Source organism: Chryseobacterium sp. CP-77 (genome assembly GCF_036362765.1).
In the GTDB taxonomy this organism is placed as follows: domain Bacteria; phylum Bacteroidota; class Bacteroidia; order Flavobacteriales; family Weeksellaceae; genus Chryseobacterium; species Chryseobacterium cupriresistens.
In genome coordinates this window covers 161890-185636 of the sequence record NZ_CP143637.1, presented here as the reverse complement: position 1 = coordinate 185636, position 23747 = coordinate 161890, and the positions used below count along the sequence as shown (strand labels likewise).

The following is a 23747-nucleotide window of genomic DNA, read 5'->3' as shown; positions in this document are numbered from 1 at the left end:
TTATTTTTTAATTAATTTAGGATTCGCCTTTTTATTAGTATCCGTTTTTATCGCCACCAGATAAGCCCCCTGAATCAAAGCCTGGGTATTAATCTTAGTCACTTTATTCTTTGTTTTAATGTTTTGAAGCTGTCTTCCGCTCATATCATACAACAGAATATCAGCCTCTTTGAAATCAAAGCCAATTTCCACGTAAGCATAATCTGATACTGGATTCGGATAGATTTTGATATCATATTTTTCAATTAACTGGTCTACCTGTTTGTCACCCAGCTTTACAATCTTCCAGTTTTCTTTACCCAGCTCTTCTGCACTGGTTCCTGCTAAAACAATAGAACCATCTCTGTTCAGCTTTAAATCGGAAAGTCTTTCTTCCTTCTTTCTGGATTCACCTTTGACATATTTTCTCCACTGTTCATTTCCATTCTGGCCAAGGTATAACATCCAGAAGGTTTCATCATCGGTTTCTATTCTTCCTTCTGCCTGGGTAAAGCCTCCCAGCAGAATGCCTTTAGATTTCCCGCTTCCATCTTCCTGCTTCCCGCTTATTACACTCATTCCCATCAGGATGTCACGGTTTCCAAAATTGTAAGATTTCTGCCACTGCTCTTCGCCTTTTTCATTTAAAGCAATCAGCCAAAGGTCTGTTCCTTCTTCTAATCCGACAGTTTTGTTTCCTGATCTTTCCGATCTGGATTCTCCACCAATGATGAAGCCAGTTGACGTTAGGGCCAGGGTTCTCAAATGATCATCACCTTTTCCTCCGAAGTTCTTTTCCCATTCCACTTTTCCGTTTTTGTCAAGCTTTACAATCCAGTAATCGCCTTCACCGAAGTTGCTGCTGACTTTGGAATAAGAGTCGATCTTCACACCACTTCCAGCCTCCAGCTTCCCGCTTTCAGCCTTTACTTCAGAACTCCTGGAATACATTCCCAGTAATGCTCCGCCATCTTTCGTTGGAATCATCTTCTCTACTTCATCCAAACCTTTTCCTCCTAAGATCAATTGTGAAAGTTCTTTTCCGTCTTTGTCGAGTCGCGTGATCAAGACATCTTTGGAGCCATAACCCTTTGCAGCGTTTTGTACATTACCAGCAACAAAGAATCCTAAATCGGTGGTTTGGATCACCGCTCTTGCTTCTTCATCTGAAGAAGTTCCCAATGTTTTTTGCCATAATTCGTCGCCAAATTCATTGATTCTGATTAGCCAGATATCCGATCCTCCTTTGGAATCATCTTTTTTATCTAAACCTTTGGAAGAATAGCTGGTGCCAGCCAAAAGAAATCCACCATCCTGTGTGGTAACAGTTGCAGACAGATAATCATGATTCTGCCCGGAAAAGTATTTTTCCCATACTTCTTCTCCTTGCTGGTTCAATTTGATAAGATGAAAATCGTAACCGTAGTTTTGCTCTTGGCTGCTGGCTGCTGGCGATTGGCTTTTAGACTGTATAGAGCTTCCTGTGATCAAATACTGCTGATCAATAGTTGTGGTAACCTGGCTTAGAAAATCCTGGGTAGAGGATGGGATGTCTTTCTGCCATATCACTTCCTGAGCAGATATGCTCAGGATTGTGCATACCATAAATGCACACTGATAAATTTTTCTCATAGATTGTGTAATTGACGTGTAAAAATATAGCTAATACTTCATATGCATACTCCGTAAAAAACCCATATTTTCATGAATTTTTATTAATATATGTTGTATTGCTTAAGTAAATTGTATCATAGTACAAAGCTATATCAGCATGACGTCAAACAATGTCGCATTAATAATAAATTTTACTACTACACAAGTGTAAAAGAAAAAATGTATATATAATTTTACTCTCGATATGTGCTGCTTATTGAAACAAAAGATATAGAAAACTGCATTCAACTAATATTGTTTTGTCCTCCTAAAAAAGAGAATTATCAATTAAAATCATATTCATATACTAAAACAAAATCTCATACTAATTTAAAAAGTCTCACAGAGCGAAGCAGCAACTTTGTTAGGACGTAAGGACTTTCAAAGTTGCGAATGAGCTCCTAACTTCTCCGTGTAGTTGTAAAATCGCACGCATTTTTAATAAACAATAGATTTGTTCTTAAAACAAAATTTAAAATAAATTACTTTTCACAAAGTACCCTTAATTTCGATTAATGGTTTAAAAAGCACAAACCTACTTTAAGGTTTCCTCCTAAAAGGTGAGTTTCTAAAAATAGGTATATACTTACTTCGCTACAACAGAAAAATTTTTAAGCTCAATCCTTAATATCTGCATCAATAAAAGGCTTCTAATTTTGATTTTCATTGACAATCGAAGCCAAATAGTTCCTCGCACTGCCATTGTACAGACATACCTCATTTTCAGGATTAATTTTCTGAAAAATGAAATTATGCTCCATAAGGAAACTGTCAGTAAGGAAATGTGGGAACTTCTCCAAAGGTTGATGAAAGATGAAATACTAAAAGATTTTAATCTCGTTGGAGGAACTTCTTTGAGCCTTCAAATCGGTCATAGATTGAGCATCGATATAGACCTGTTCTCCACTAAAGAGTTTGATGAGCAAGCCCTGCTAAAACATTTGACAGGCAAACATCCTACGGTGAAGGTAAGGGATATATTTAGCAATACAATCCTGCTTGATATAGGTGAGGTCAAGGTCGATATTCTAGCACATCAATATCCATTACAAAAAGCTTTTGAGAAAAAGGAAGGTGTAAGGTTAGTATCACTAGAGGATATAGGAGCGATGAAACTTCATGCTATTTTTCAAAATGGTACACGGATAAAAGATTTCATCGATATGCATTTTCTCTTGGAACACAATCCGCTTAAGATTTATCTGGAATCTTATCAAAACAAATACAATGGCAACCCTGTAATGGCTTCATACGCTTTATTGTACCATGACAACATAGAGATGGATGCAAAAGTGAATATACTGAAAGGAAAGAAAGTTGATATGGATACGATGAGTGAGCGATTAAAAAAAGCGGTCAATGATCCATTGCTAAAATTCGGAGAAAGGCAAGAATCTCCTAAAAAAAGCAGAGGATTTAGACGCTGAAATACATAATGTAAAGCTGAAAAATCGTATATTTATAGTATGGAATCAAGAGCAAAAATAAATAAAATTCCAAATCTCGACCGAGTTTTTTTCTGGGATTTTGACATTGATGCAATGGACTTTATGCAAGCCTATAAGACCATTATTGCCCGAATTGTAGAACGTGGAGGTCAACAGGAGATTGATGAGATCATCCGTTTTTACGGATATGAAAAAGTAGTCACTGCTATCCGTGACGAAATTTACTTTCTGCCCAATTATGCTATCGAAAAAGCCCTGAAATTCTTCCCCGAACTTAAAAAAGAAGAAATGTATTGCTATCTAAATAGAAAGGACAAACCTTACCACTGGATATAGTTTTTGCAAACTTTCTTCCGAAGCTCAAAAGCAATCATTTTTTGAGATTTTGTAACTTTAAAAAGATATTGAACTGCTTAATAATTTACCGAATGTTTGGTGATGTATTAATTAGACTTTAATAACCAAAACATAGATTCTACCTTATAGCTGATCGATACTTATTCCCGGATTTTGAATTTCTCTATATTAGTATCAATACATACAAAATCAAAGACTCCCCGTTGGAAGCCTTCGAAATACCAAATCACAAAATATTAATATGAAAAAAGTTTACTTATAAGTCTGTTGTAGTAAGTAAAGTCAACCGTACCAGTGTTTTGTCATGATCGTATTATTTATTTTTATTCTTATTTAGTTGTGCACTTTTGAACAATACAAAATTACTGTAACTATAAAAGTTTCCTTGTAGTAGGAAATAGAAGTTCATGTAGTAAGTTAACTACATCTATTAGAAAATAGAAAGCCCACAACACTTTATAAGAGTTGTGGACTTATATAAATTGCTGTTATTCTATAAGAAAACAGATATAATATAAATTACCGTTTATATAATTTAGTTTTCACAAAAGTTTATAGATTGGTAAATTTGTTATCATCTTTTTTGAGGCTTACTATATAAAACTACAACACTTTAATAATGTATTTTCCCATGAAGAATATACAGTAATTTATTACTTTCCATTTTTTTCACAGTTCTGATTATTGTTTCGAGACATAATCCTGATAAGCATGCTAATTGTTGCCTAGTAAAAGGAATAATAAATGGTTCTTTACTTCCAGGCCTATATAAATCTTTGATGTAATCTAATAATTTTATTAATCGTTCCATGGAATTTGTTACGCCTAATGTAGAAAGCATCAAATTCTTATAATGAGTTCTGTCAGAACTGTAAGCAAAAACATCCATTAAAAGCTGTGGATTATGTTTCATTAAATCAAGAAATTTACTTTTTATTAATCTTATAACTTCGCAGTTGGTAACCGCTATTGCATTAAACGGATATTTTTTTTGAGAAAAAACATATGATTCAGCTATACAATGCCCCTGAAAAGGTAAACCATATAAATATTCTTTTCCGTCACAAGTAATAGTATTTAATTTGACAGTTCCCGATTTAATTTGAAAATAATATTTTGGATCAGTATTCTCTTTAAAGATAATATTACCACGCTGATAGCTTACAATTTCTCCGTCATTTTGAAGTAAAATATTACTACATATAATCATATTCATACATTTACAATTAAGTGTTTATTTAAAAAGATAGATCGTGTTGATTAAGATATTTTAGTACTTTATCTTCAAATTCACAGATATTAAATGGTTTAGTCAGAAAGTCATCTGCTCCTGCAGCAACAGCTAATTTTTCTACTTGAAGATCTGTACTCATTATAATTATCGGGATTTTATAAAAACACCTATGTTGCTTTAAAAGATGTGTTGTAATTGTCAAATGTTTACCAGAAACATGTGAATCAATCAATATTATATCGGGTTTTATAAAATTAACTTTATTGATAATATCAGCAGAAAATTGTTCTACTTTAATCTGATAACTATATTCTGGAAAAATTAATTGTATGATCTCTATCAATACTGTATCACTTTCTATAAGAAGAATTATTTTTTGTGACATACTCATGATATTTTGTGTTGGAAGAATGGTTAACATTCTTTATATATAAACTGTGGATGCTTCACCGACAAATTTTTCTAGTGGATTTTAAAATAGATCTACCGTGTAAACAAGCATATTTTCATTACAGCTCCAAATGGATGATCCTAAATCTAGCTGCAGACTTTAATAACATAATATAATTTGTGACAAATAGTAAATTCTTAATTTTCTTAGAAATAAAGTATATAGGTTCATAATAAACTAGTTAAAAAAATTATTTTTTTCCTTTTAAGCCCATAACATCCGTCCGCAGAGTCTTAATCATCTTCTGCTGATCCTCAATAGTTTTTTGCTGTTCTTTTATAGCATTGACAAGAATCAGACAGACTTTAGAATAATCGACAGAAAGCAAAGAGTTTTCACTTTCTGTTCCTTGGACAAGTTCAGGAACAATAGCTTTTAATTCCTGCGCTATAAACCCAATATCTCTATTTTTAGACTTTTTCAGAATGTAATTGTGAGGCTGCATTTTTAGCACTTCTTTTAAACCATATTGCTTCATTTCGGTGATATCCTCCTTGATTCTTCTATCTGAAAGGCTGGACGTGGAAACAGCGCGAAGCTGCCCATGAAAATCATATAATGACTGAGTCGTACCCGCTGAAGTCCCGGGATCCTGATCAAAAACAACAGCATATTGATTACCTTCAACAATAGAAGACCCGTTTGAAGTATATCCCGGATAGATATTTAAAGTAGGATTTCCTGTTACATTTGTATTAGTCAATGATAGCATAGGTGTACTACCCGCACCACTCCCGCTAACTGTAAGCCTTCCGGTTGTTGCCTGAACCCCAATTCCTACTTTACCGTCTTGTTCAATTCTCATACGGGTCACATTTGTTAAAGTTCCGTTTGGTACTGTTCTGAACTCCAAACGGGATCCTGCGGCTGTAGCACTAAATGTTTCAGTAGCTTCCGAATATACCATAGAAACCCCATTTATTACGTCGGAGGTAAACCCAGCTCCATTATTACCTACAAAGGAAACAGCCCCTAAACCATCACCGCTTATTACGGCAGCATTACCGGTAGGAGTTGCTGCTTTATTTCTTCTTAACACAAGATATGCAGGCGATCCTGTGCCGGATCCAGCGGTAGCTCTTTCACTAATCATTCCTCCTGCTGTTGTGGTTACTAAATGAAATGCAGCGGTAGGTGTACTTGTACCAACTCCAACGTTACCAGCTGATGTTACCCTTATCCTTTCCGTATTATTGGTGCGGGTAACAAAATCTTGAGCATCTGTGGTTCCGATAAAGTTAGTAGCAGGTGTAGTTCCCGCGTTACCGATTTTGCTCCAATTATTTGTTGCACCAAAGGTTGCTGCTACGATTTGTCTTAAGTTCCCATTTGCATCAGCTGTGATAACATTATCTGAAGCTGCACCAGTAGGTAAATTACGTACTCTTGCCCCACCATTTACATCTAGAGTATTGGTTGGAGCATTATTTGCAATCCCTATATTTCCTGTAGCATTTTCAATGAAAAGCCTATTTATCATTGCTGTTCGTAAACTTAAATTTGAAGCGGAACTGGATCCGAAAAATACAGCATCATTATTATTTTGAATCCCCCACGCATTGGTAATAGTACCGTCAGTAATGGTTCCTTGTAAAAACTGGTTTGTAGTTAGAGTACTTGTCCTGGCAATTAACGCTTGAGTAGACGGTGTTGATACTAATACAAGTTTTCCTTCTGGAGTAGCAGTGCCTATACCCACGTTTCCTGCTGAAGTTACTCTCATTTTTTCGGTATTATTTGTACGCGTTACAAAATCCTGAGAGTCTGTAGTCCCTATGAAATTGGTAGCAGGTATCGTTCCTGCATTTCCCGTTTTACTCCAATTGTTTGTTGATCCTAAAGTTGCTGCAGTAATCTGTCTTAAATTTCCATTAGCATCCGTAGTAATTACATTATCTGTCGATGTACCTGTCGGCAAAGTCCGTATTCTCGCATCTCCGTTAACATCTAGTATGGTCGTTGGAAGAGTAGTGCCAATACCGATATTACCTAATTCATTTATTGTTAACCTATTAATTCCAGAAGTTGAAAGCTTCAAATCAGTTAGGTTGGTTGTACCATCACCTAAATAGGTAGAAGTAATGTTCGAAGAATTAGTAAGAGTAAAATTACCGCCTATTCTTGGACTAAAATATATTCCCCCTATCACATCACCGTTAATGAGATTGGCTGGATTAGCAGCAGTTCCTCTAGCACTACCCAGAAAAAAACCAGGAGCAGTCGAAGTTCCAAAACCATTGAAATATATATCATTGCCACCGCCACCCCCAGCATTATCCGAAACGATATCTATTTTACCTATCGGGCTTGAAGTTCCAAAACCTAACCTGTTATTGGCTCCATCGACAGAAAAATTATTTCCAGCTACGGAAAAACCATTTATCTGATTTGTATCAAAAGTAAGCCTATAGTTTTGCTGAGAAACGATCCTGTTACCAGAAAGTGCACCGTTTGAATTATAAATATTTATATTCGAATTCGAATTCAGCTTTGCCCAGACGGTTCCGTCAAAATAATAGTAGCCAATAGAATCTATATTTATAGCGGTTCCTGCTTGTGCTCCATTATTCACATTCTGTACATAAATCATTGTAGAAACTGGAGCAGAAGTCATGCTTTGAGCTCTTAGTCTGTCTACTCTTGGAATTAAAAGTCCATCTATATTGGTAGATGTACCAGTGCTATTTTTTGCAATAATGTCTAAGGTAGATTGTGGAGATGTGGTATTAATACCTACCTGCGCTTTCAGTTGTATTGTAGAGATAACAGTTACCACTACAATAGGAAAGATTTTTTTTTTCATAATTAATAAATTTTGTGGTTAGTCCTTCTGTAAGTCTAAATTGTTGATTAAGTGTAATGTAAATTTAATCATTATTCTGTGAATTTTTCCATTTCAAATGTTAAATTTCACCATGTAATGAAATATAGTAACTTCAAAATATGAAATATTTTGATTCGTTGATTCATAAGTGTGACTAAGATGAAAATTTATTTAAGAGCTTATCAGATAAAATTAAAAGTAGATGATAATGAAATTTAACTGAGATTAATTACCAAATGCATCATGTTTTATCAAAACAAGTAGGTAATAGGTAAGGTGCAGGAAACACTATGAACTTGATTATCTGGAAAAAACTTTCCAAAAATATAATTAATTGTTTTTGAAGCTATTTTCTAATACAAAGCTAAAATATTTACAGGTCAAATGAATCTCCTTCAAGCACGGTAGATTTCCAATGACATTAATTCTTCTGCACTTATTTGTTTAAAATTCTTTGCAATAAATTCCTATTCTTCTGTTCATTCATATCACTAGCTAAAGAATTTAGTAAGTAATGGACATCTTTAATTTCATACTCCGTAATTTCTATTACGTGTCCAATATTATATTCACCAATGTACTTATAAGAGTAAATTTGCCCGTTTACTAAATAGAATTTATCTCTAATTTCATGAAATTTTTCTGAATATTTTTGCTGAGCTTTCTGGCGAATATGCATCATTTCATAGCTGTCATCTCCAGAATTTAAATCTCTATACTCGTTGCAAAGTTTAGGATCAATATTTTGTACATAATTCCAAAAATCTTTCTCATAAATATCATGGAGAAAATACCCATACAGCTCACTATCAATTTTATAATTCTTTAAATCATTTATACTATTAAAAACTTTCTCAATTTCTTCAATTTCATATTGTCCTATAATTTTCATACGTTATCGTTTTTGAGAATACTTTACTATGATTCAAGATATTGAATATTCATTTTTGCTAAATTGATGAGATGTAGTTATTAGTAATAAATTTTTCCGTTTTCAATTTTTAATATATGGTCTTTTTCCATTTTCTTAACAGTTCTAATAACCGTCTCAACCCTTAATCCAGTAAGGTTAGCTAACTGTCTTCTTGTGAGCGGGATTTTATTCGACTTATGAGCATCACTAAAGTTATAATCGTGATAATAATCCATTAAAGTTTTTAACTGCTGTGAAGGATTATGTGATGAAATGTTGAACAACATAATACATTTGTAATAAAGTCTGTCAGCAAGACATTTGAACATATTTAGCGATGCCTCAGTATTTTGTTGTAATAAATTAAGAAAAATGCTTTTTGACAATCTTAATATTTTGCAAGGTGTTTGAGCAACAGCTGCCATCGGATAAGGTTTTTCATTAAACAATAATGATTCTCCAAAACATTGTCCGGATGATAAAATATTGTGAGTGAATTCTTTGCCCTCTTCTTGATAATTGTTAAGTTCTACTATTCCTTCAACAATCTGATAGTAGAATTTCGGCGTACTTCCTTCTTCAAATATAGTTTGATTTATTTCGTATTCTACATACTGGGCACCATGCCCTATTAGAAGATTTTCATTTATAATCATATTGTTGCTTTTGTAATGATGTGCAGAAAATCCTAGTAAAAATTGGCACTATATACATACAAATATTAAGCCATAAAAATATCGTTTTTTGAGATTTATTTGTTTTTATTTTACTTTCTCTGTTATTTCATCGAATTTTTCACTCAATAATAGCTTATAAAGTTCTGTAACTTCGTTCCAGTTTTTAGCCTGATAATTAGTTTGTTGTCCTTTAAAAATTACAAAAAGTGATAAATCTTTATTTACTTCAATTACATTTTCATCATCGGTTATAACTGAAACCCAAAAGGCTCCATGTTCGTCATCCATTAATTGAATGTCATGTATAGCTTTTACTATATCCAATTCATCAATATTGTCTTTCTGATAGCCGCCGGCGTATTGTATGTAGTTTTCTGTCATTACGTTATTTAATCATTTTTGAGATTACTTTACTTGTTAGAATTTAATTTAGTTAATTGCCAACCAAAACCTCCTTTTCCAGTCTCATGCCTCCAAATTGTAGGACAAATTTTACAAGTGTAATAAAACTCATCTTCCTGACCGGTAATCATTTTACTATATACAACATTATCTAAAACTAAATTTTTATGTGCAGGATAAAACCTATCTTTTTTTATGAGATTGCGACAGTCATAACAAATATTTTCTTCATCAAATGTATATGTCGTAGAAATATTTCTTGTATCCATGTTATCGTTTTTTGAGATTTTAATAGCAATAGCAAAGTCCTTTGGCTTTGCGGGAGTTGCGGAAATTAAAATTGAGTTTGCTCGGCTGGACTAAACAACAGCAATTTTGCAAAACCATTGTTAGGCAGTTTTAGGGATTTTTCTCATTTATTAAAATCTTCAAATTTAATATTGAAATGGTAACTCATATCGTATTGGTCTTTTAAAATTTTTGCAATATGAGCCTTTCCAATATCCGTAATATTTTCCCAATCATTTATGGCATCAAATTTTTTTAAGGTTTCTATATCTGATGCCTCTAACAATACTTTTCTTTTTTCGAAACTATCATTCATATAAACATTAAAATTAGCTCCATTAAGCATTCGTAAATCTATATTCTCGCTACTGAAGATTTTCGCGAAAATTTCTGAAATATTATCAATCTTAAGTGATTCTATTATTTCATTTTTTAAAAATCCAAGTTTATGTTGGCGACTATATTCCAAAGTCTGTTTTGAAATTCTTGTGGCTAAATCACCATTAAACGGATTGATAGTTTTGTCAAAACAATTAACTATAGCTTTCATCGTAGCTTCTTCAAAGTGCTCTGGTCGAGTGTCCACAACATGAATTCCAATATTTGTTATTTCAAATTTCAGAAAAGTTGTTTTTCCTTTTATTCCTGAAACATAATTTGTAAAAAATGTTAATGTTTCATCTACAATTGATCTATGTCCAAAGTTGTAAGGAATTTGATTTTCACTTATGTTCCATAAAACTTCAGATCCATAATCAATATCGGACTTCTGCATAATTAATTCTATATGCGCATATCTATCGCTTCCGGTAAATTTTGCAACTAAACCTTTTCCTTCTATTGGTAATAAGTCCCATCCTACAATTTTTTGATTTATAGGGAATAAACTAGCAGATTGATAATTTCTTTTAAGATAAGTTTTCATTTATAGTCGATCGTTTTTTGAGATAATTATAAAATCATTAAAGTTTTATCCTCATTATAAAACCCTAATAGTACGCATCTATTTAAAATTTTTTCGAACTTTTTTTAATTTATCATTAAAGTCTTTTTCATTCCATGTGCCACCAAAATAGCAACAAAAATAGGGTTTGTTCACATATATTTTTTTTAATAGACTTTGATTATTTCCCCAATCAGACAAATTTTTTAATTTAATAATATTACCATTTTTTAAAATTAATTCAGAATCATAAACCTCCTGGATTTCTTCAAAATTTTTATCCTCTGGTAATTCGTAAAATAATCCCATATTAGACCTGAAATTTTCAAAACTACCATCCTTAAATTTAGCAAGAAAGAAATTAGTAGGTTGAAATTTTAGTCTCTTTAAAAACATTTCAGGAAAAGAAAATTTGCACTTTTCAATTTTCTTTATGTCTGATAAATGTATTATATTACCCTGAAGTAGATTTTCAATTTTATCGCGTTGAACATCTTCTTGGTTAAGAGCTCTTCTACTAGTTATTCCTATATTTACAGGTTTGTGTAATTCATCATATAATAAATCAATTGCTTTTCCCAAGTGCCTAAGAGCTACGCAAGGAAGATATGTATCATCTTGTAAAGTAACAGAAACATGATACTCTTCACCAAAATAGCTATTATAGTTAGGTACAATATTTTTATCAAGTTGATTCATTAACCTATCATCATTCATACCTAATCCTGTTTCTTCAATTTCGTAGATCACCATGTTTATATAGTTTTTTGAGATTAATCACTTTCATTTTTTTAGTAATAGCAATAAAACTGAAATAACAGAAACTGGTATTAAAATAATTGATATGCCACTAATTAAATTTTCTATTTTTATTTAAAAATTTAAGAGATGCTGCCATGGGATCGTTTTTGAGTTTTTTATATCAGAATGGTTTTCAGTATGATAAAAATGCTCTCTATAGAAATTAATGAACATCCGAATCACTTCCATACGTGGAATCCGGGAGCCTTATCGTTATCTGTCCATTCATCAATTTCAAGTTCTCGATGAATACCATTCCAATCTACTATCGCAAATCTAATACTATCATCATGTTCCTCACCGTCTTCTGCTTCATCCTCAAGCCAGATTTTGACTTGGTGTCTGGTATGTTGATATTCGGCATGTACAGTGCAAAACCAGATTCGGCCGTCTGTTCCTAAATATGTTAGTTTTTCATGTGGTCCTCCTTTAGAACCATCATCTCTAATAATCATCAACTGAGGATCGTCTGTACCTGTATTAGTTACAGGAGTAGAAGGAAAATGAGGAGGGGTTAAGTATGCCGTTCTACGAATGCCAGGGCGTTCCAAGTAGTTAAACTGTAAAAAACGTTCCATAATTATAAGTTTTACATAAAAATAAAAATAAAATTTTGGAACTCATCGTTTTTTGAGACTATTATTTCTCTGTAAAATAAATTACAGCAATATACTATTTTATTATGTTTTTATTTTAATTTAAAAATTTTTAGACATATGCAACTAATGCGTTATTTGAATCAATTAATAAAAAATTAGCATTTCTTTGCATTAATCTATACTGTAATTTTGTAACTATAAAAAGTAAAAATGGATAAAAATATTATTATAAGAAAAGCCTTAGAATCTGATAGCGAAAAAATATGGATTTTAATGGAGCAACTGGCAGTCTTTGAAAATTATATTGATAGTTTTGCGATCACTCCGGAAATTGTAAAAGCGAGCGGTTTTCGTAAAAATCCGCCTGATTTCTATTGTCTAATAGCTGCTGATAAAGACATAATTGCAGGAATGCTCGTATACTATTTTCTTCCCTATACTGCACAAAATAGACCGGCGATTTATATGAAAGAACTTTATGTTGATGAAAAGTACAGGGGTCATAGAATTGGAGAACAATTAATGAATGCTTTAAAGATAGAAGCACAAAAAAATGATTGTAAACAAATTAAATGGACGGTTGCCCCATGGAATGAAGCTGGACAAAAATTTTATAAGCGTCTTGGTGCAGAGGAGAATAATGAATGGATTAATTACGAGTGGAAAATATAAAAAAATGGAAATTATTCTAAGACAAATTGCAGAAAACGAAATAGTTCCTTTACAGGAAATTAGTAAAAAAACATTTTTTGAAACTTTTTCAGAAGATAATACTCAGGAGAGTATGAATATATATCTTGAAAAAAGTTTTTCTAAAGAGAAACTATTTACAGAACTTAATGATCAAAACTCTGAATTTTATTTTGCCGAACTTGATAATGAAGTTATCGGATATTTAAAGCTTAACATGGGATTATCCCAAACTGAAGATAAGCTTGACAACGCACTTGAGATCGAGCGAATTTATGTGCTTAAAGAGTTTCATGGCAAAAAAGTCGGACAGGTTCTTTATCAAAAAGCCTTGGAAATTGCAGTACAAAAGCAAGTCCATTATATCTGGCTGGGTGTATGGGAAAAGAATGACCGAGCGATCGCATTTTACAGGAAAAATGGTTTTAAGGAATTTGACAAACATATTTTCAGACTTGGGGAGGAAGAACAAACCGATATCATGATGAAACTGGATTTAAGAAATCAAATTTAAACCAACGCCAGAATATTGTTAAGAATCGGATTGGGATCGTCTTTTCGCCACTGAATATAAAGATCAGTAACAAAAGGAAGCGGTATAAAACGGATTCCACTATTTTGATGAAACTGATAGGATTGAGGCATGATGGAAATACCCAATCCACTTTTAATTAGTGAAATGATTGTTGATCCGAACTCGCAGCGGATGTATGAATCAAGGCTGATATGATACGATTTTATCACCTCCTGAACCAGCATATTGTAGCTGCTGCTGTCATGCCCTGTTGTCAGCATAAACCTTTCATGCTTCAATGTTTCTGTAGAAATTTCTTCTAAAGTTTTGAAATGATGATGCTCAGGAACCACAAGACATAGATCTTCGGAAGCCAGGTTTTTCTCATCAATAACCGGAGAGCGGTTTTTATCCCGGGAAAACGCCAGATCGATCTTATAGTTTTTAAGATAATCTTCCTGGGTCTCATTTGTCAGCTGAACGAGTTCCAGGGTAAGTTTCGGAAAAGTAACAGAAATCTTTTTGACAAAATCTGGTATGACAGACGATGAAATGGAATCAGGATGTGCTATTCTGAGCATTCCGGATTCACCCAAATGGATCTGACGTGCCATTTGCTGGAAGGAGTCCATTCGGCTTACTTCTTCACTCCATTTTTCCTGCAAGAATTTTCCTGCGGGCGTAAGTTTAACATTTCGTTTGTCACGGTAAAACAATTGTACTCGCAACTCATTTTCTAAAGACTGGATCTGACGGCTTAATGCGGATTGTGTGATATTCATTTTGGCTGAAGTATTCCAAAAATGAAGTTCTTCGGCCAAAGCAAGAAAATATTTGAGTTGTTGTATATCCATTACGCAGATTAATTAGTAGTCTGGCAAATTTAACCAGTAAACCGATTTGAAAATCATCCAATATAAAAAATTATGGAAAAGAAAAATAAATATCTCATTCTTTTAATTCTAGGAACTGCATTCTGGGGAATTTCTTTTCCTGTCACTAAAATGTCAGTCGGAAATAATGCTCCATCTGTGTTTTTATTTTACAGGTTTCTTTTAGCAGCAGCCGCAATAAGTATAATTTTCTATAAACAATTGAAAAATGCTAAAATACATTCTATTGTAGCAGGTATAGGATTAGCCATGCCACTAACTTTCGGAATCCATTTTCAGACTTTGGGAATTCTTAAACATCCTTCAGCCTCACAATGTGCTTTTGTAGCAGGCATGTGCGTAATAATTATTCCAGTCTTAAAAACAATCTTTTATAAGACCACTATTGAGTCTAAAATTTGGTTTTCCGCAACACTGGCGCTAATGGGATTAGCCATAATTTCCATAACTGCGCAATTTTCAGTAAATATCGGAGATGTTTACGTTTTAATTGGAACAATAGGATTTTCTTACTATATGATACAAGTTGAGAAATTTACAAAAAGAAATAATATTATAGAAACATTAGTCCCAATGTTTGTTACTGCTGCATTAATTATGTTTATTATATCAATATTCACTAGTTCTTCCGAGTGGCTGCCAAAAAACAACAATTTCTGGACCGGCATTTTTTACTGCTCAATTTTTTCTACCGCATTTATGTATTCAGTTTCAAATATGTCCCAAAAATACATTACTGCCGAAAAAGTAGCAATTATATACCTCTTTGAACCGGTATTCGCTGCAATTGCTTCTTATTTTATCTTGGATGAAAATTTAACTTGGCGCTTACTTATAGGAGGAAGCCTTATTATGGTTGCAACTTTCATTACAGAAGCTAACGTAAAGAGTTTTGTATCAAACAAAGCTTTATAGCTATATATGAAGATATTTTTTTCTTTTCATTATCATTTTTTGAGATTTTGTAACTTTAAAAAGATATTGAACTGCTTAATAATTTACCGAATGTTTGGTGATGTATTAATTAGACTTTAATAACCAAAACATAGATTCTACCTTATAGCTGATCGATACTTATTCCCGGATTTTGAATTTCTCTATATTAGTATCAATACATACAAAATCAAAGACTCCCCGTTGGAAGCCTTCGAAACACCAAATCACAAAATATTAATATGAAAAAAGTTTACTTATAAGTCTGTTGTAGTAAGTAAAGTCAACCGTACCAGTGTTTTGTCATGATCGTATTATTTATTTTTATTCTTATTTAGTTGTGCACTTTTGAACAATACAAAATTACTGTAACTATAAAAGTTTCCTTGTAGTAGGAAATAGAAGTTCATGTAGTAAGTTAACTACATCTATTAGAAAATAGAAAGCCCACAACACTTTATAAGAGTTGTGGACTTATATAAATTGCTGTTATTCTATAAGAAAACAGATATAATATAAATTACCGTTTATATAATTTAGTTTTCACAAAAGTTTATAGATTGGTAAATTTGTTATCATCTTTTTTGAGGCTTACTATATAAAACTACAACACTTTAATAATGTATTTTCCCATGAAGAATATACAGTAATTTATTACTTTCCATTTTTTTCACAGTTCTGATTATTGTTTCGAGACATAATCCTGATAAGCATGCTAATTGTTGCCTAGTAAAAGGAATAATAAATGGTTCTTTACTTCCAGGCCTATATAAATCTTTGATGTAATCTAATAATTTTATTAATCGTTCCATGGAATTTGTTACGCCTAATGTAGAAAGCATCAAATTCTTATAATGAGTTCTGTCAGAACTGTAAGCAAAAACATCCATTAAAAGCTGTGGATTATGTTTCATTAAATCAAGAAATTTACTTTTTATTAATCTTATAACTTCGCAGTTGGTAACCGCTATTGCATTAAACGGATATTTTTTTTGAGAAAAAACATATGATTCAGCTATACAATGCCCCTGAAAAGGTAAACCATATAAATATTCTTTTCCGTCACAAGTAATAGTATTTAATTTGACAGTTCCCGATTTAATTTGAAAATAATATTTTGGATCAGTATTCTCTTTAAAGATAATATTACCACGCTGATAGCTTACAATTTCTCCGTCATTTTGAAGTAAAATATTACTACATATAATCATATTCATACATTTACAATTAAGTGTTTATATAAAAAGATAGATCGTGTTGATTAAGATATTTTAGTACTTTATCTTCAAATTCACAGATATTAAATGGTTTAGTCAGAAAGTCATCTGCTCCTGCAGCAACAGCTAATTTTTCTACTTGAAGATCTGTACTCATTATAATTATCGGGATTTTATAAAAACACCTATGTTGCTTTAAAAGATGTGTTGTAATTGTCAAATGTTTACCAGAAACATGTGAATCAATCAATATTATATCGGGTTTTATAAAATTAACTTTATTGATAATATCAGCAGAAAATTGTTCTACTTTAATCTGATAACTATATTCTTGAAAAATTAATTGTATGATCTCTATCAATACTGTATCACTTTCTATAAGAAGAATTATTTTTTGTGACATACTCATGATATTTTGTGTTGGAAGAATGGTTAACATTCTTTATATATAAACTGTGGATGCTTCACCGACAAATTTTTCTAGTGGATTTTAAAATAGATCTACCGTATAAACAAGCATATTTTCATTACAGCTCCAAATGGATGATCCTAAATCTAGCTGCAGACTTTAATAACATAATATAATTTGTGACAAATAGTAAATTCTTAATTTTCTTAGAAATAAAGTATATAGGCTCATAATAAACTAGTTAAAAAAATTATTTTTTTCCTTTTAAGCCCATAACATCCGTCTGCAGAGTCTTAATCATCTTCTGCTGATCCTCAATAGTTTTTTGCTGCTCTTTTATAGCATTGACAAGAATCAGACAGACTTTAGAGTAATCGACAGAAAGCAAAGAGTTTTCACTTTCTGTTCCTTGGACAAGTTCAGGAACAATAGCTTTTAATTCCTGCGCTATAAACCCAATATCTCTATTTTTAGACTTTTTCAGAATGTAATTGTGAGGCTGCATTTTTAGCACTTCTTTTAAACCATATTGCTTCATTTCGGTGATATCCTCCTTGATTCTTCTATCTGAAAGGCTGGACGTGGAAACAGCGCGAAGCTGCCCATGAAAATCATATAATGACTGAGTCGTACCCGCTGAAGTCCCGGGATCCTGATCAAAAACAACAGCATATTGATTACCTTCAACAATAGAAGACCCGTTTGAAGTATATCCCGGATAGATATTTAAAGTAGGATTTCCTGTTACATTTGTATTAGTCAATGATAGCATAGGTGTACTACCCGCACCACTCCCGCCAACTGTAAGCCTTCCGGTTGTTGCCTGAACCCCTATTCCTACTTTACCGTCTTGTTCAATTCTCATACGGGTCACATTTGTTAATGTTCCGTTTGGTACTGTTCTGAACTCCAAACGGGATCCTGCGGCTGTAGCACTAAATGTTTCAGTAGCTTCCGAATATACCATAGAAACTCCATTTATTACGTCGGAGGTAAACCCAGCTCCATTATTACCTACAAAGGAAACAGCCCCTAAACCATCACCGCTTATTACGGCAGCATTACCGGTAGGAGTTGCTGCTTTATTTCTTCTTAACACAAGATATGCAGGCGATCCTGTGCCGGATCCAGCGGTAGCTCTTTCACTAATCATTCCTCCTGCTGTTGTGGTTACTAAATGAAATGCAGCGGTAGGTGTACTTGTACCAACTCCAACGTTACCAGCTGATGTTACCCTTATCCTTTCCGTATTATTGGTGCGGGTAACAAAATCTTGAGCATCTGTGGTTCCGATAAAATTAGTAGCAGGTGTAGTTCCCGCGTTACCGATTTTGCTCCAATTATTTGTTGCACCAAAGGTTGCTGCTACGATTTGTCTTAAGTTCCCATTTGCATCAGCTGTGATAACATTATCTGCAGCTGCACCAGTAGGTAAATTACGTACTCTTGCCCCACCATTTACATCTAGAGTATTGGTTGGAGCATTATTTGCAATCCCTATATTTCCTGTAGCATTTTCAATGAAAAGCCTATTTATCATTGCTGTTCGTAAACTTAAATTTGAAGCGGAACTGGATCCGAAAAATACAGCATCATTATTATTTTGAATCCCCCACGCATTGGTAATAGTACCGTCAGTAATGGTTCCTTGTAAAAACTGGTTTGTAGTTAGAGTACTTGTCCTGGCAATTAACGCTTGAGTAGACGGTGTTGATACTAATACAAGTTTTCCTTCTGGAGTAGCAGTGCCTATACCCACGTTTCCTGCTGAAGTTACTCTCATTTTTTCGGTATTATTTGTACGCGTTACAAAATCCTGAGAGTCTGTAGTCCCTATGAAATTGGTAGCAGGTATCGTTCCTGCATTTCCCGTTTTACTCCAATTGTTTGTTGATCCTAAAGTTGCTGCAGTAATCTGTCTTAAATTTCCATTAGCATCCGTAGTAATTACATTATCTGTCGATGTACCTGTCGGCAAAGTCCGTATTCTCGCATCTCCGTTAACATCTAGTATGGTCGTTGGAAGAGTAGTGCCAATACCGATATTACCTAATTCATTTATTGTTAACCTATTAATTCCAGAAGTTGAAAGCTTCAAATCAGTTAGGTTGGTTGTACCATCACCTAAATAGGTAGAAGTAATGTTCGAAGAATTAGTAAGAGTAAAATTACCGCCTATTCTTGGACTAAAATATATTCCCCCTATCACATCACCGTTAATGAGATTGGCTGGATTAGCAGCAGTTCCTCTAGCACTACCCAGAAAAAAACCAGGAGCAGTCGAAGTTCCAAAACCATTAAAATATATATCATTGCCACCGCCACCCCCAGCATTATCCGAAACGATATCTATTTTACCTATCGGGCTTGAAGTTCCAAAACCTAACCTGTTATTGGCTCCATCGACAGAAAAATTATTTCCAGCTACGGAAAAACCATTTATCTGATTTGTATCAAAAGTAAGCCTATAGTTTTGCTGAGAAACGATCCTGTTACCAGAAAGTGCACCGTTTGAATTATAAATATTTATATTCGAATTCGAATTCAGCTTTGCCCAGACGGTTCCGTCAAAATAATAGTAGCCAATAGAATCTATATTTATAGCGGTTCCTGCTTGTGCTCCATTATTCACATTCTGTACATAAATCATTGTAGAAACTGGAGCAGAAGTCATGCTTTGAGCTCTTAGTCTGTCTACTCTTGGAATTAAAAGTCCATCTATATTGGTAGATGTACCAGTGCTATTTTTTGCAATAATGTCTAAGGTAGATTGTGGAGATGTGGTATTAATACCTACCTGCGCTTTCAGTTGTATTGTAGAGATAACAGTTACCACTACAATAGGAAAGATTTTTTTTTTCATAATTAATAAATTTTGTGGTTAGTCCTTCTGTAAGTCTAAATTGTTGATTAAGTGTAATGTAAATTTAATCATTATTCTGTGAATTTTTCCATTTCAAATGTTAAATTTCACCATGTAATGAAATATAGTAACTTCAAAATATGAAATATTTTGATTCGTTGATTCATAAGTGTGACTAAGATGAAAATTTATTTAAGAGCTTATCAGATAAAATTAAAAGTAGATGATAATGAAATTTAACTGAGATTAATTACCAAATGCATCATGTTTTATCAAAACAAGTAGGTAATAGGTAAGGTGCAGGAAACACTATGAACTTGATTATCTGGAAAAAACTTTCCAAAAATATAATTAATTGTTTTTGAAGCTATTTTCTAATACAAAGCTAAAATATTTACAGGTCAAATGAATCTCCTTCAAGCACGGTAGACTTCCAATGACATTAATTCTTCTGCACTTATTTGTTTAAAATTCTTTGCAATAAATTCCTATTCTTCTGTTCATTCATATCACTAGCTAAAGAATTTAGTAAGTAATGGACATCTTTAATTTCATACTCCGTAATTTCTATTACGTGTCCAATATTATATTCACCAATGTACTTATAAGAGTAAATTTGCCCGTTTACTAAATAGAATTTATCTCTAATTTCATGAAATTTTTCTGAATATTTTTGCTGAGCTTTCTGGCGAATATGCATCATTTCATAGCTGTCATCTCCAGAATTTAAATCTCTATACTCGTTGCAAAGTTTAGGATCAATATTTTGTACATAATTCCAAAAATCTTTCTCATAAATATCATGGAGAAAATACCCATACAGCTCACTATCAATTTTATAATTCTTTAAATCATTTATACTATTAAAAACTTTCTCAATTTCTTCAATTTCATATTGTCCTATAATTTTCATAAGTTATCGTTTTTGAGAATACTTTACTATGATTCAAGATATTGAATATTCATTTTTGCTAAATTGATGAGATGTAGTTATTAGTAATAAATTTTTCCGTTTTCAATTTTTAATATATGGTCTTTTTCCATTTTCTTAACAGTTCTAATAACCGTCTCAACCCGTAATCCAGTAAGGTTAGTTAACTGTCTTCTTGTGAGCGGGATTTTATTCGACTTATGAGCATCACTAAAGTTATAATCGTGATAATAATCCATTAAAGTTTTTAACTGCTGTGAAGGATTATTTGATGAAATGTTGAACAACATAATATATTTGTAATAAAGTCTGTCAGCAAGACATTTGAACATATTTAGCGATGCCTCAGTATTTTGTTGTAATAAATTAAGAAAAATGCTTTTTGACAATCTTAATATTTTGCAAGGTGTTTGAGCAACAGCTGCCATCGGATAAGGTTTTTCATTAAACAATAATGATTCTCCAAAACATTGTCCGGATGATAAAATATTGTGAGTGAATTCTTTGCCCTCTTCTTGATAATTGTTAAGTTCTACTATTCCTTCAACAATCTGATAGTAGAATTTCGGCGTACTTCCTTCTTCAAATATAGTTTGATTTATTTCGTATTCTACATACTGGGCACCATGCCCTATTAGAAGATTTTCATTTATAATCATATTGTTGCTTTTGTAATGATGTGCAGAAAATCCTAGTAAAAATTGGCACTATATACATACAAATATTAAGCCATAAAAATATAATTTTTGAGACATGTCCTATGAAATTACAACATTAAACAATGTATTTTCCCATGAAGAATATACAGTAATTTATTACTTTTCATTTTTTATCGGAGTTCTTAATATTGTTTTGAGACATAATACCGATAAGCATGCTAATTGATATGATTCATATAACCAAAGGCTATTAATCCAAAACAAATTGAGCCAATAATACTTATTTAAAGGTCATTATAATATTTCAACAGAGTGTTGATATTGTGAGATCAATCATAAATACTTATTAAATACTTAAGTAAATTTAATACCAAAATTCTAACATATTATGATAGAAGAAGCTATATTGCAAACAGCAGGGGCCTACATTCAAAATTATAAAATAGGAGACTATATCTTTGCCGAAGGTGCAATTCCGGAAAGCTATTTTCAAATAATTGAAGGTAAAGTTAAGTTAAATAGCCTAGAAAACACTAATAAAGAAATGCTCCATAATCTCTTAGGAGCGGGAGAAGATATTATTGGTTTTTCAATATTTAGTGGGAAAGACTATCCTGTCAATGCAGTTGCATTGACAGACTGTAAAATTCTAATAATATCAAAGGTGGATTTTCAGATCATGCTGGAAAAGAGCCTTGTTTTGGCAATTAATATAATTTATAACCTTTCAGAGCAGATGCAACGAAAATATATCCTTAGCCGAATTTTGTTCAGTCAAAGCCCTATAATGAAGCTTACTACTTTCTTTAATCTTTTAAAAGTAAATCAAACTGACAAAACACAGTTTTCATATAGAGTTACTTTGAAGCGTCAACAGGTTGCTAACCTTACTGGATTACGGGTCGAAACAGTAATAAGATCCGTCAAACAAATGGAAAAGAATGGTAATCTTAGAGTTGTTGATGGTATAATATACTTTTAACTTAATTCTTTAATATAATAATTTATGTAATGCATAAATATAACCTTAAACCGATAACACTTAAAGTTGCAGTTAAGCACCATTAAAATATCTGCAAAAATCAGAAGAAGTATATTGTTAATTTTAAATGTTCCAGTTATTTTTCATTGCATGTAGGTCAGGTATGATGCATGACGTATTTTCATCATCTTCTGAAACGAAAATTTTTATCTTATCTCCTGAGGACTTTTTTTAATAATGGAATAGTCTGTGGTCATTGACTGACCGATAACATTTTTACCATTTTTTCCCTAAAAAAAATAATGAACGATTATCCTTTGAAGTCCGGATCTGTAAATTACCATTGGTCCATTTGATCTTATATTAGCCTCAACTTGAAGTGAAATAATCTCAGCTTCTTTGACAATGCCTAATTTATAAAGCTTGTAATCTCTAAGAGAGGGCAAGAGCGCTATAAGTAAAAATATAATCCCCAAAACTAAAAATACAGACAAAATAATAATGATATACAAAGGAGAAAACACAAAAGGTTTGCTGTTCTGAATTAACGATTGGTTCCTCAAATATTTTATTTCAATTTCCTGACCGATTTTAAATAAAGGTGTATTACCATCAGAGGTACTTGTTTTAAAACGGTCAGTTATAACTTTACGGTTCGCATTATATTTATAAGTAAGGATATATACGACCTCTCCGTTAAATACTATGTCAGATTTTTCAATATCGACAATAACAGCTTTTGTTGCTGCACCATCTTTATTTATTTTTTGATAATCGTAAGTCTCATATGTTTCTTTATTTGCAAAAAAGATGATAAATACTAAGATAGCTACAATTATAGCTGATACAATAAAGTTGATTCCGATAGTTGAAAACGGCTTTCTCTCCCATAACTGATTCAACAAGACTGATGCGGGTACCTTCCTTTTTTCCATTGTAAATTTTACTGGTCATTAATTTTTAATATTGAAATTGCATTGTGTCTACGATAACTATAGGACAGTCAGCAAATATAGTTTTATTGTATTTAAAAATATATCACGTTTAAGGAAGTATAACGATCCTTTTTAATTAAATTTCTTTACTA

Annotated in this window: 24 protein-coding genes; 6 read left to right on the top strand and 18 right to left on the bottom strand. The window is 32.5% G+C overall.

The genetic code is table 11. The annotated features are described in order from the left end of the window. The gene (locus tag V0410_RS00820) at positions 1–1611 is read right to left on the bottom strand and encodes a T9SS type A sorting domain-containing protein (RefSeq protein ID WP_330745906.1); all 1611 of its coding nucleotides are present in this window, start codon (positions 1609–1611) and stop codon (positions 1–3) included. Between the two features lie 773 nt (positions 1612–2384). On the opposite strand from V0410_RS00820, the gene V0410_RS00815 reads away from it, so the two are divergent. Beyond that, the gene (locus tag V0410_RS00815; RefSeq protein WP_330745905.1) at positions 2385–3059 is read left to right on the top strand and encodes a nucleotidyl transferase AbiEii/AbiGii toxin family protein; all 675 of its coding nucleotides are present in this window, start codon (positions 2385–2387) and stop codon (positions 3057–3059) included. A 39-nt stretch (positions 3060–3098) separates the two neighbouring features. Next, on the top strand, positions 3099–3416 hold the full coding sequence (locus V0410_RS00810; protein ID WP_209787185.1) for a DUF6922 domain-containing protein: 318 nt from the start codon (positions 3099–3101) through the stop codon (positions 3414–3416). Positions 3417–4050: 634 nt separating this feature from the next. Here the strand turns inward: V0410_RS00810 and V0410_RS00805 are convergent. From V0410_RS00805 to V0410_RS00760, 10 genes are all read right to left on the bottom strand, one after another. Then, positions 4051–4653: a Crp/Fnr family transcriptional regulator gene (locus V0410_RS00805; RefSeq protein WP_330745893.1), complete on the bottom strand. Its 603-nt coding sequence runs from the start codon at positions 4651–4653 to the stop codon at positions 4051–4053. Positions 4654–4675: 22 nt separating this feature from the next. Further along, on the bottom strand, positions 4676–5056 hold the full coding sequence (locus V0410_RS00800; RefSeq protein ID WP_330745904.1) for a response regulator: 381 nt from the start codon (positions 5054–5056) through the stop codon (positions 4676–4678). 256 nt (positions 5057–5312) lie between these two features. Then, a complete protein-coding gene (locus V0410_RS00795) occupies positions 5313–7925 on the bottom strand; it encodes a tail fiber domain-containing protein (RefSeq protein ID WP_330745903.1) in 2613 nt (870 codons plus the stop codon). Positions 7926–8382: 457 nt separating this feature from the next. Next, complete coding sequence (locus tag V0410_RS00790) at positions 8383–8838, bottom strand: hypothetical protein (RefSeq protein ID WP_330745890.1); 456 nt, start codon at positions 8836–8838, stop codon at positions 8383–8385. A gap of 80 nt (positions 8839–8918) precedes the next feature. Then, on the bottom strand, positions 8919–9515 hold the full coding sequence (locus V0410_RS00785) for a Crp/Fnr family transcriptional regulator (protein WP_330745902.1): 597 nt from the start codon (positions 9513–9515) through the stop codon (positions 8919–8921). Between the two features lie 105 nt (positions 9516–9620). Further along, positions 9621–9917 carry a hypothetical protein gene (locus V0410_RS00780; RefSeq protein ID WP_330745901.1) on the bottom strand — a complete coding sequence of 99 codons (297 nt, stop codon included), beginning with the start codon at positions 9915–9917 and terminating at the stop codon, positions 9621–9623. 29 nt (positions 9918–9946) lie between these two features. Then, positions 9947–10207: a hypothetical protein gene (locus V0410_RS00775; protein WP_330745900.1), complete on the bottom strand. Its 261-nt coding sequence runs from the start codon at positions 10205–10207 to the stop codon at positions 9947–9949. A 143-nt stretch (positions 10208–10350) separates the two neighbouring features. Further along, on the bottom strand, positions 10351–11151 hold the full coding sequence (locus V0410_RS00770; protein ID WP_142017835.1) for a hypothetical protein: 801 nt from the start codon (positions 11149–11151) through the stop codon (positions 10351–10353). Between the two features lie 78 nt (positions 11152–11229). Then, positions 11230–11922: a hypothetical protein gene (locus V0410_RS00765; protein ID WP_330745899.1), complete on the bottom strand. Its 693-nt coding sequence runs from the start codon at positions 11920–11922 to the stop codon at positions 11230–11232. Positions 11923–12149: 227 nt separating this feature from the next. Continuing rightward, a complete protein-coding gene (locus tag V0410_RS00760; RefSeq protein ID WP_330745898.1) occupies positions 12150–12548 on the bottom strand; it encodes a hypothetical protein in 399 nt (132 codons plus the stop codon). Positions 12549–12779: 231 nt separating this feature from the next. Between V0410_RS00760 and V0410_RS00755 the strand changes: the two genes are divergently transcribed. Together V0410_RS00755 and V0410_RS00750 are read left to right on the top strand one after the other, a co-directional pair. Next, positions 12780–13241 carry a GNAT family N-acetyltransferase gene (locus tag V0410_RS00755; protein ID WP_330745897.1) on the top strand — a complete coding sequence of 154 codons (462 nt, stop codon included), beginning with the start codon at positions 12780–12782 and terminating at the stop codon, positions 13239–13241. A 4-nt stretch (positions 13242–13245) separates the two neighbouring features. Next, a complete protein-coding gene (locus V0410_RS00750) occupies positions 13246–13773 on the top strand; it encodes a GNAT family N-acetyltransferase (protein ID WP_330745896.1) in 528 nt (175 codons plus the stop codon). On the opposite strand, the gene V0410_RS00745 is transcribed toward V0410_RS00750, so the two are convergent. Continuing rightward, positions 13770–14627 (bottom strand): LysR family transcriptional regulator, encoded by an 858-nt coding sequence (locus tag V0410_RS00745; protein WP_330745895.1) that lies wholly within the window; start codon positions 14625–14627, stop codon positions 13770–13772. The genes V0410_RS00750 and V0410_RS00745 overlap by 4 nt on opposite strands. Before the next feature lie 72 nt (positions 14628–14699). On the opposite strand from V0410_RS00745, the gene V0410_RS00740 reads away from it, so the two are divergent. Next, complete coding sequence (locus V0410_RS00740) at positions 14700–15581, top strand: DMT family transporter (protein WP_330745894.1); 882 nt, start codon at positions 14700–14702, stop codon at positions 15579–15581. Positions 15582–16213: 632 nt separating this feature from the next. On the opposite strand, the gene V0410_RS00735 is transcribed toward V0410_RS00740, so the two are convergent. The 5 genes from V0410_RS00735 to V0410_RS00715 all read right to left on the bottom strand — a co-directional run bounded on the left by V0410_RS00735 (position 16214) and on the right by V0410_RS00715 (position 21678). Continuing rightward, positions 16214–16816 (bottom strand): Crp/Fnr family transcriptional regulator, encoded by a 603-nt coding sequence (locus V0410_RS00735; protein ID WP_330745893.1) that lies wholly within the window; start codon positions 16814–16816, stop codon positions 16214–16216. Between the two features lie 10 nt (positions 16817–16826). Then, positions 16827–17219, bottom strand: a complete 393-nt coding sequence (locus V0410_RS00730) for a response regulator (RefSeq protein ID WP_330745892.1) — start codon at positions 17217–17219, stop codon at positions 16827–16829. A gap of 256 nt (positions 17220–17475) precedes the next feature. Further along, positions 17476–20088, bottom strand: a complete 2613-nt coding sequence (locus V0410_RS00725) for a tail fiber domain-containing protein (RefSeq protein ID WP_330745891.1) — start codon at positions 20086–20088, stop codon at positions 17476–17478. 457 nt (positions 20089–20545) lie between these two features. Beyond that, entirely contained in the window at positions 20546–21001 is a 456-nt protein-coding gene (locus V0410_RS00720) for a hypothetical protein (protein WP_330745890.1), read from the bottom strand. Positions 21002–21081: 80 nt separating this feature from the next. After that, a complete protein-coding gene (locus V0410_RS00715; protein ID WP_330745889.1) occupies positions 21082–21678 on the bottom strand; it encodes a Crp/Fnr family transcriptional regulator in 597 nt (198 codons plus the stop codon). Positions 21679–22066: 388 nt separating this feature from the next. Between V0410_RS00715 and V0410_RS00710 the strand changes: the two genes are divergently transcribed. Continuing rightward, the gene (locus V0410_RS00710; protein WP_330745888.1) at positions 22067–22660 is read left to right on the top strand and encodes a Crp/Fnr family transcriptional regulator; all 594 of its coding nucleotides are present in this window, start codon (positions 22067–22069) and stop codon (positions 22658–22660) included. Positions 22661–22950: 290 nt separating this feature from the next. Here the strand turns inward: V0410_RS00710 and V0410_RS00705 are convergent, their stop codons facing one another. Further along, the gene (locus V0410_RS00705; RefSeq protein ID WP_330745887.1) at positions 22951–23595 is read right to left on the bottom strand and encodes a DUF3592 domain-containing protein; all 645 of its coding nucleotides are present in this window, start codon (positions 23593–23595) and stop codon (positions 22951–22953) included. Positions 23596–23747 lie beyond the last annotated feature (152 nt).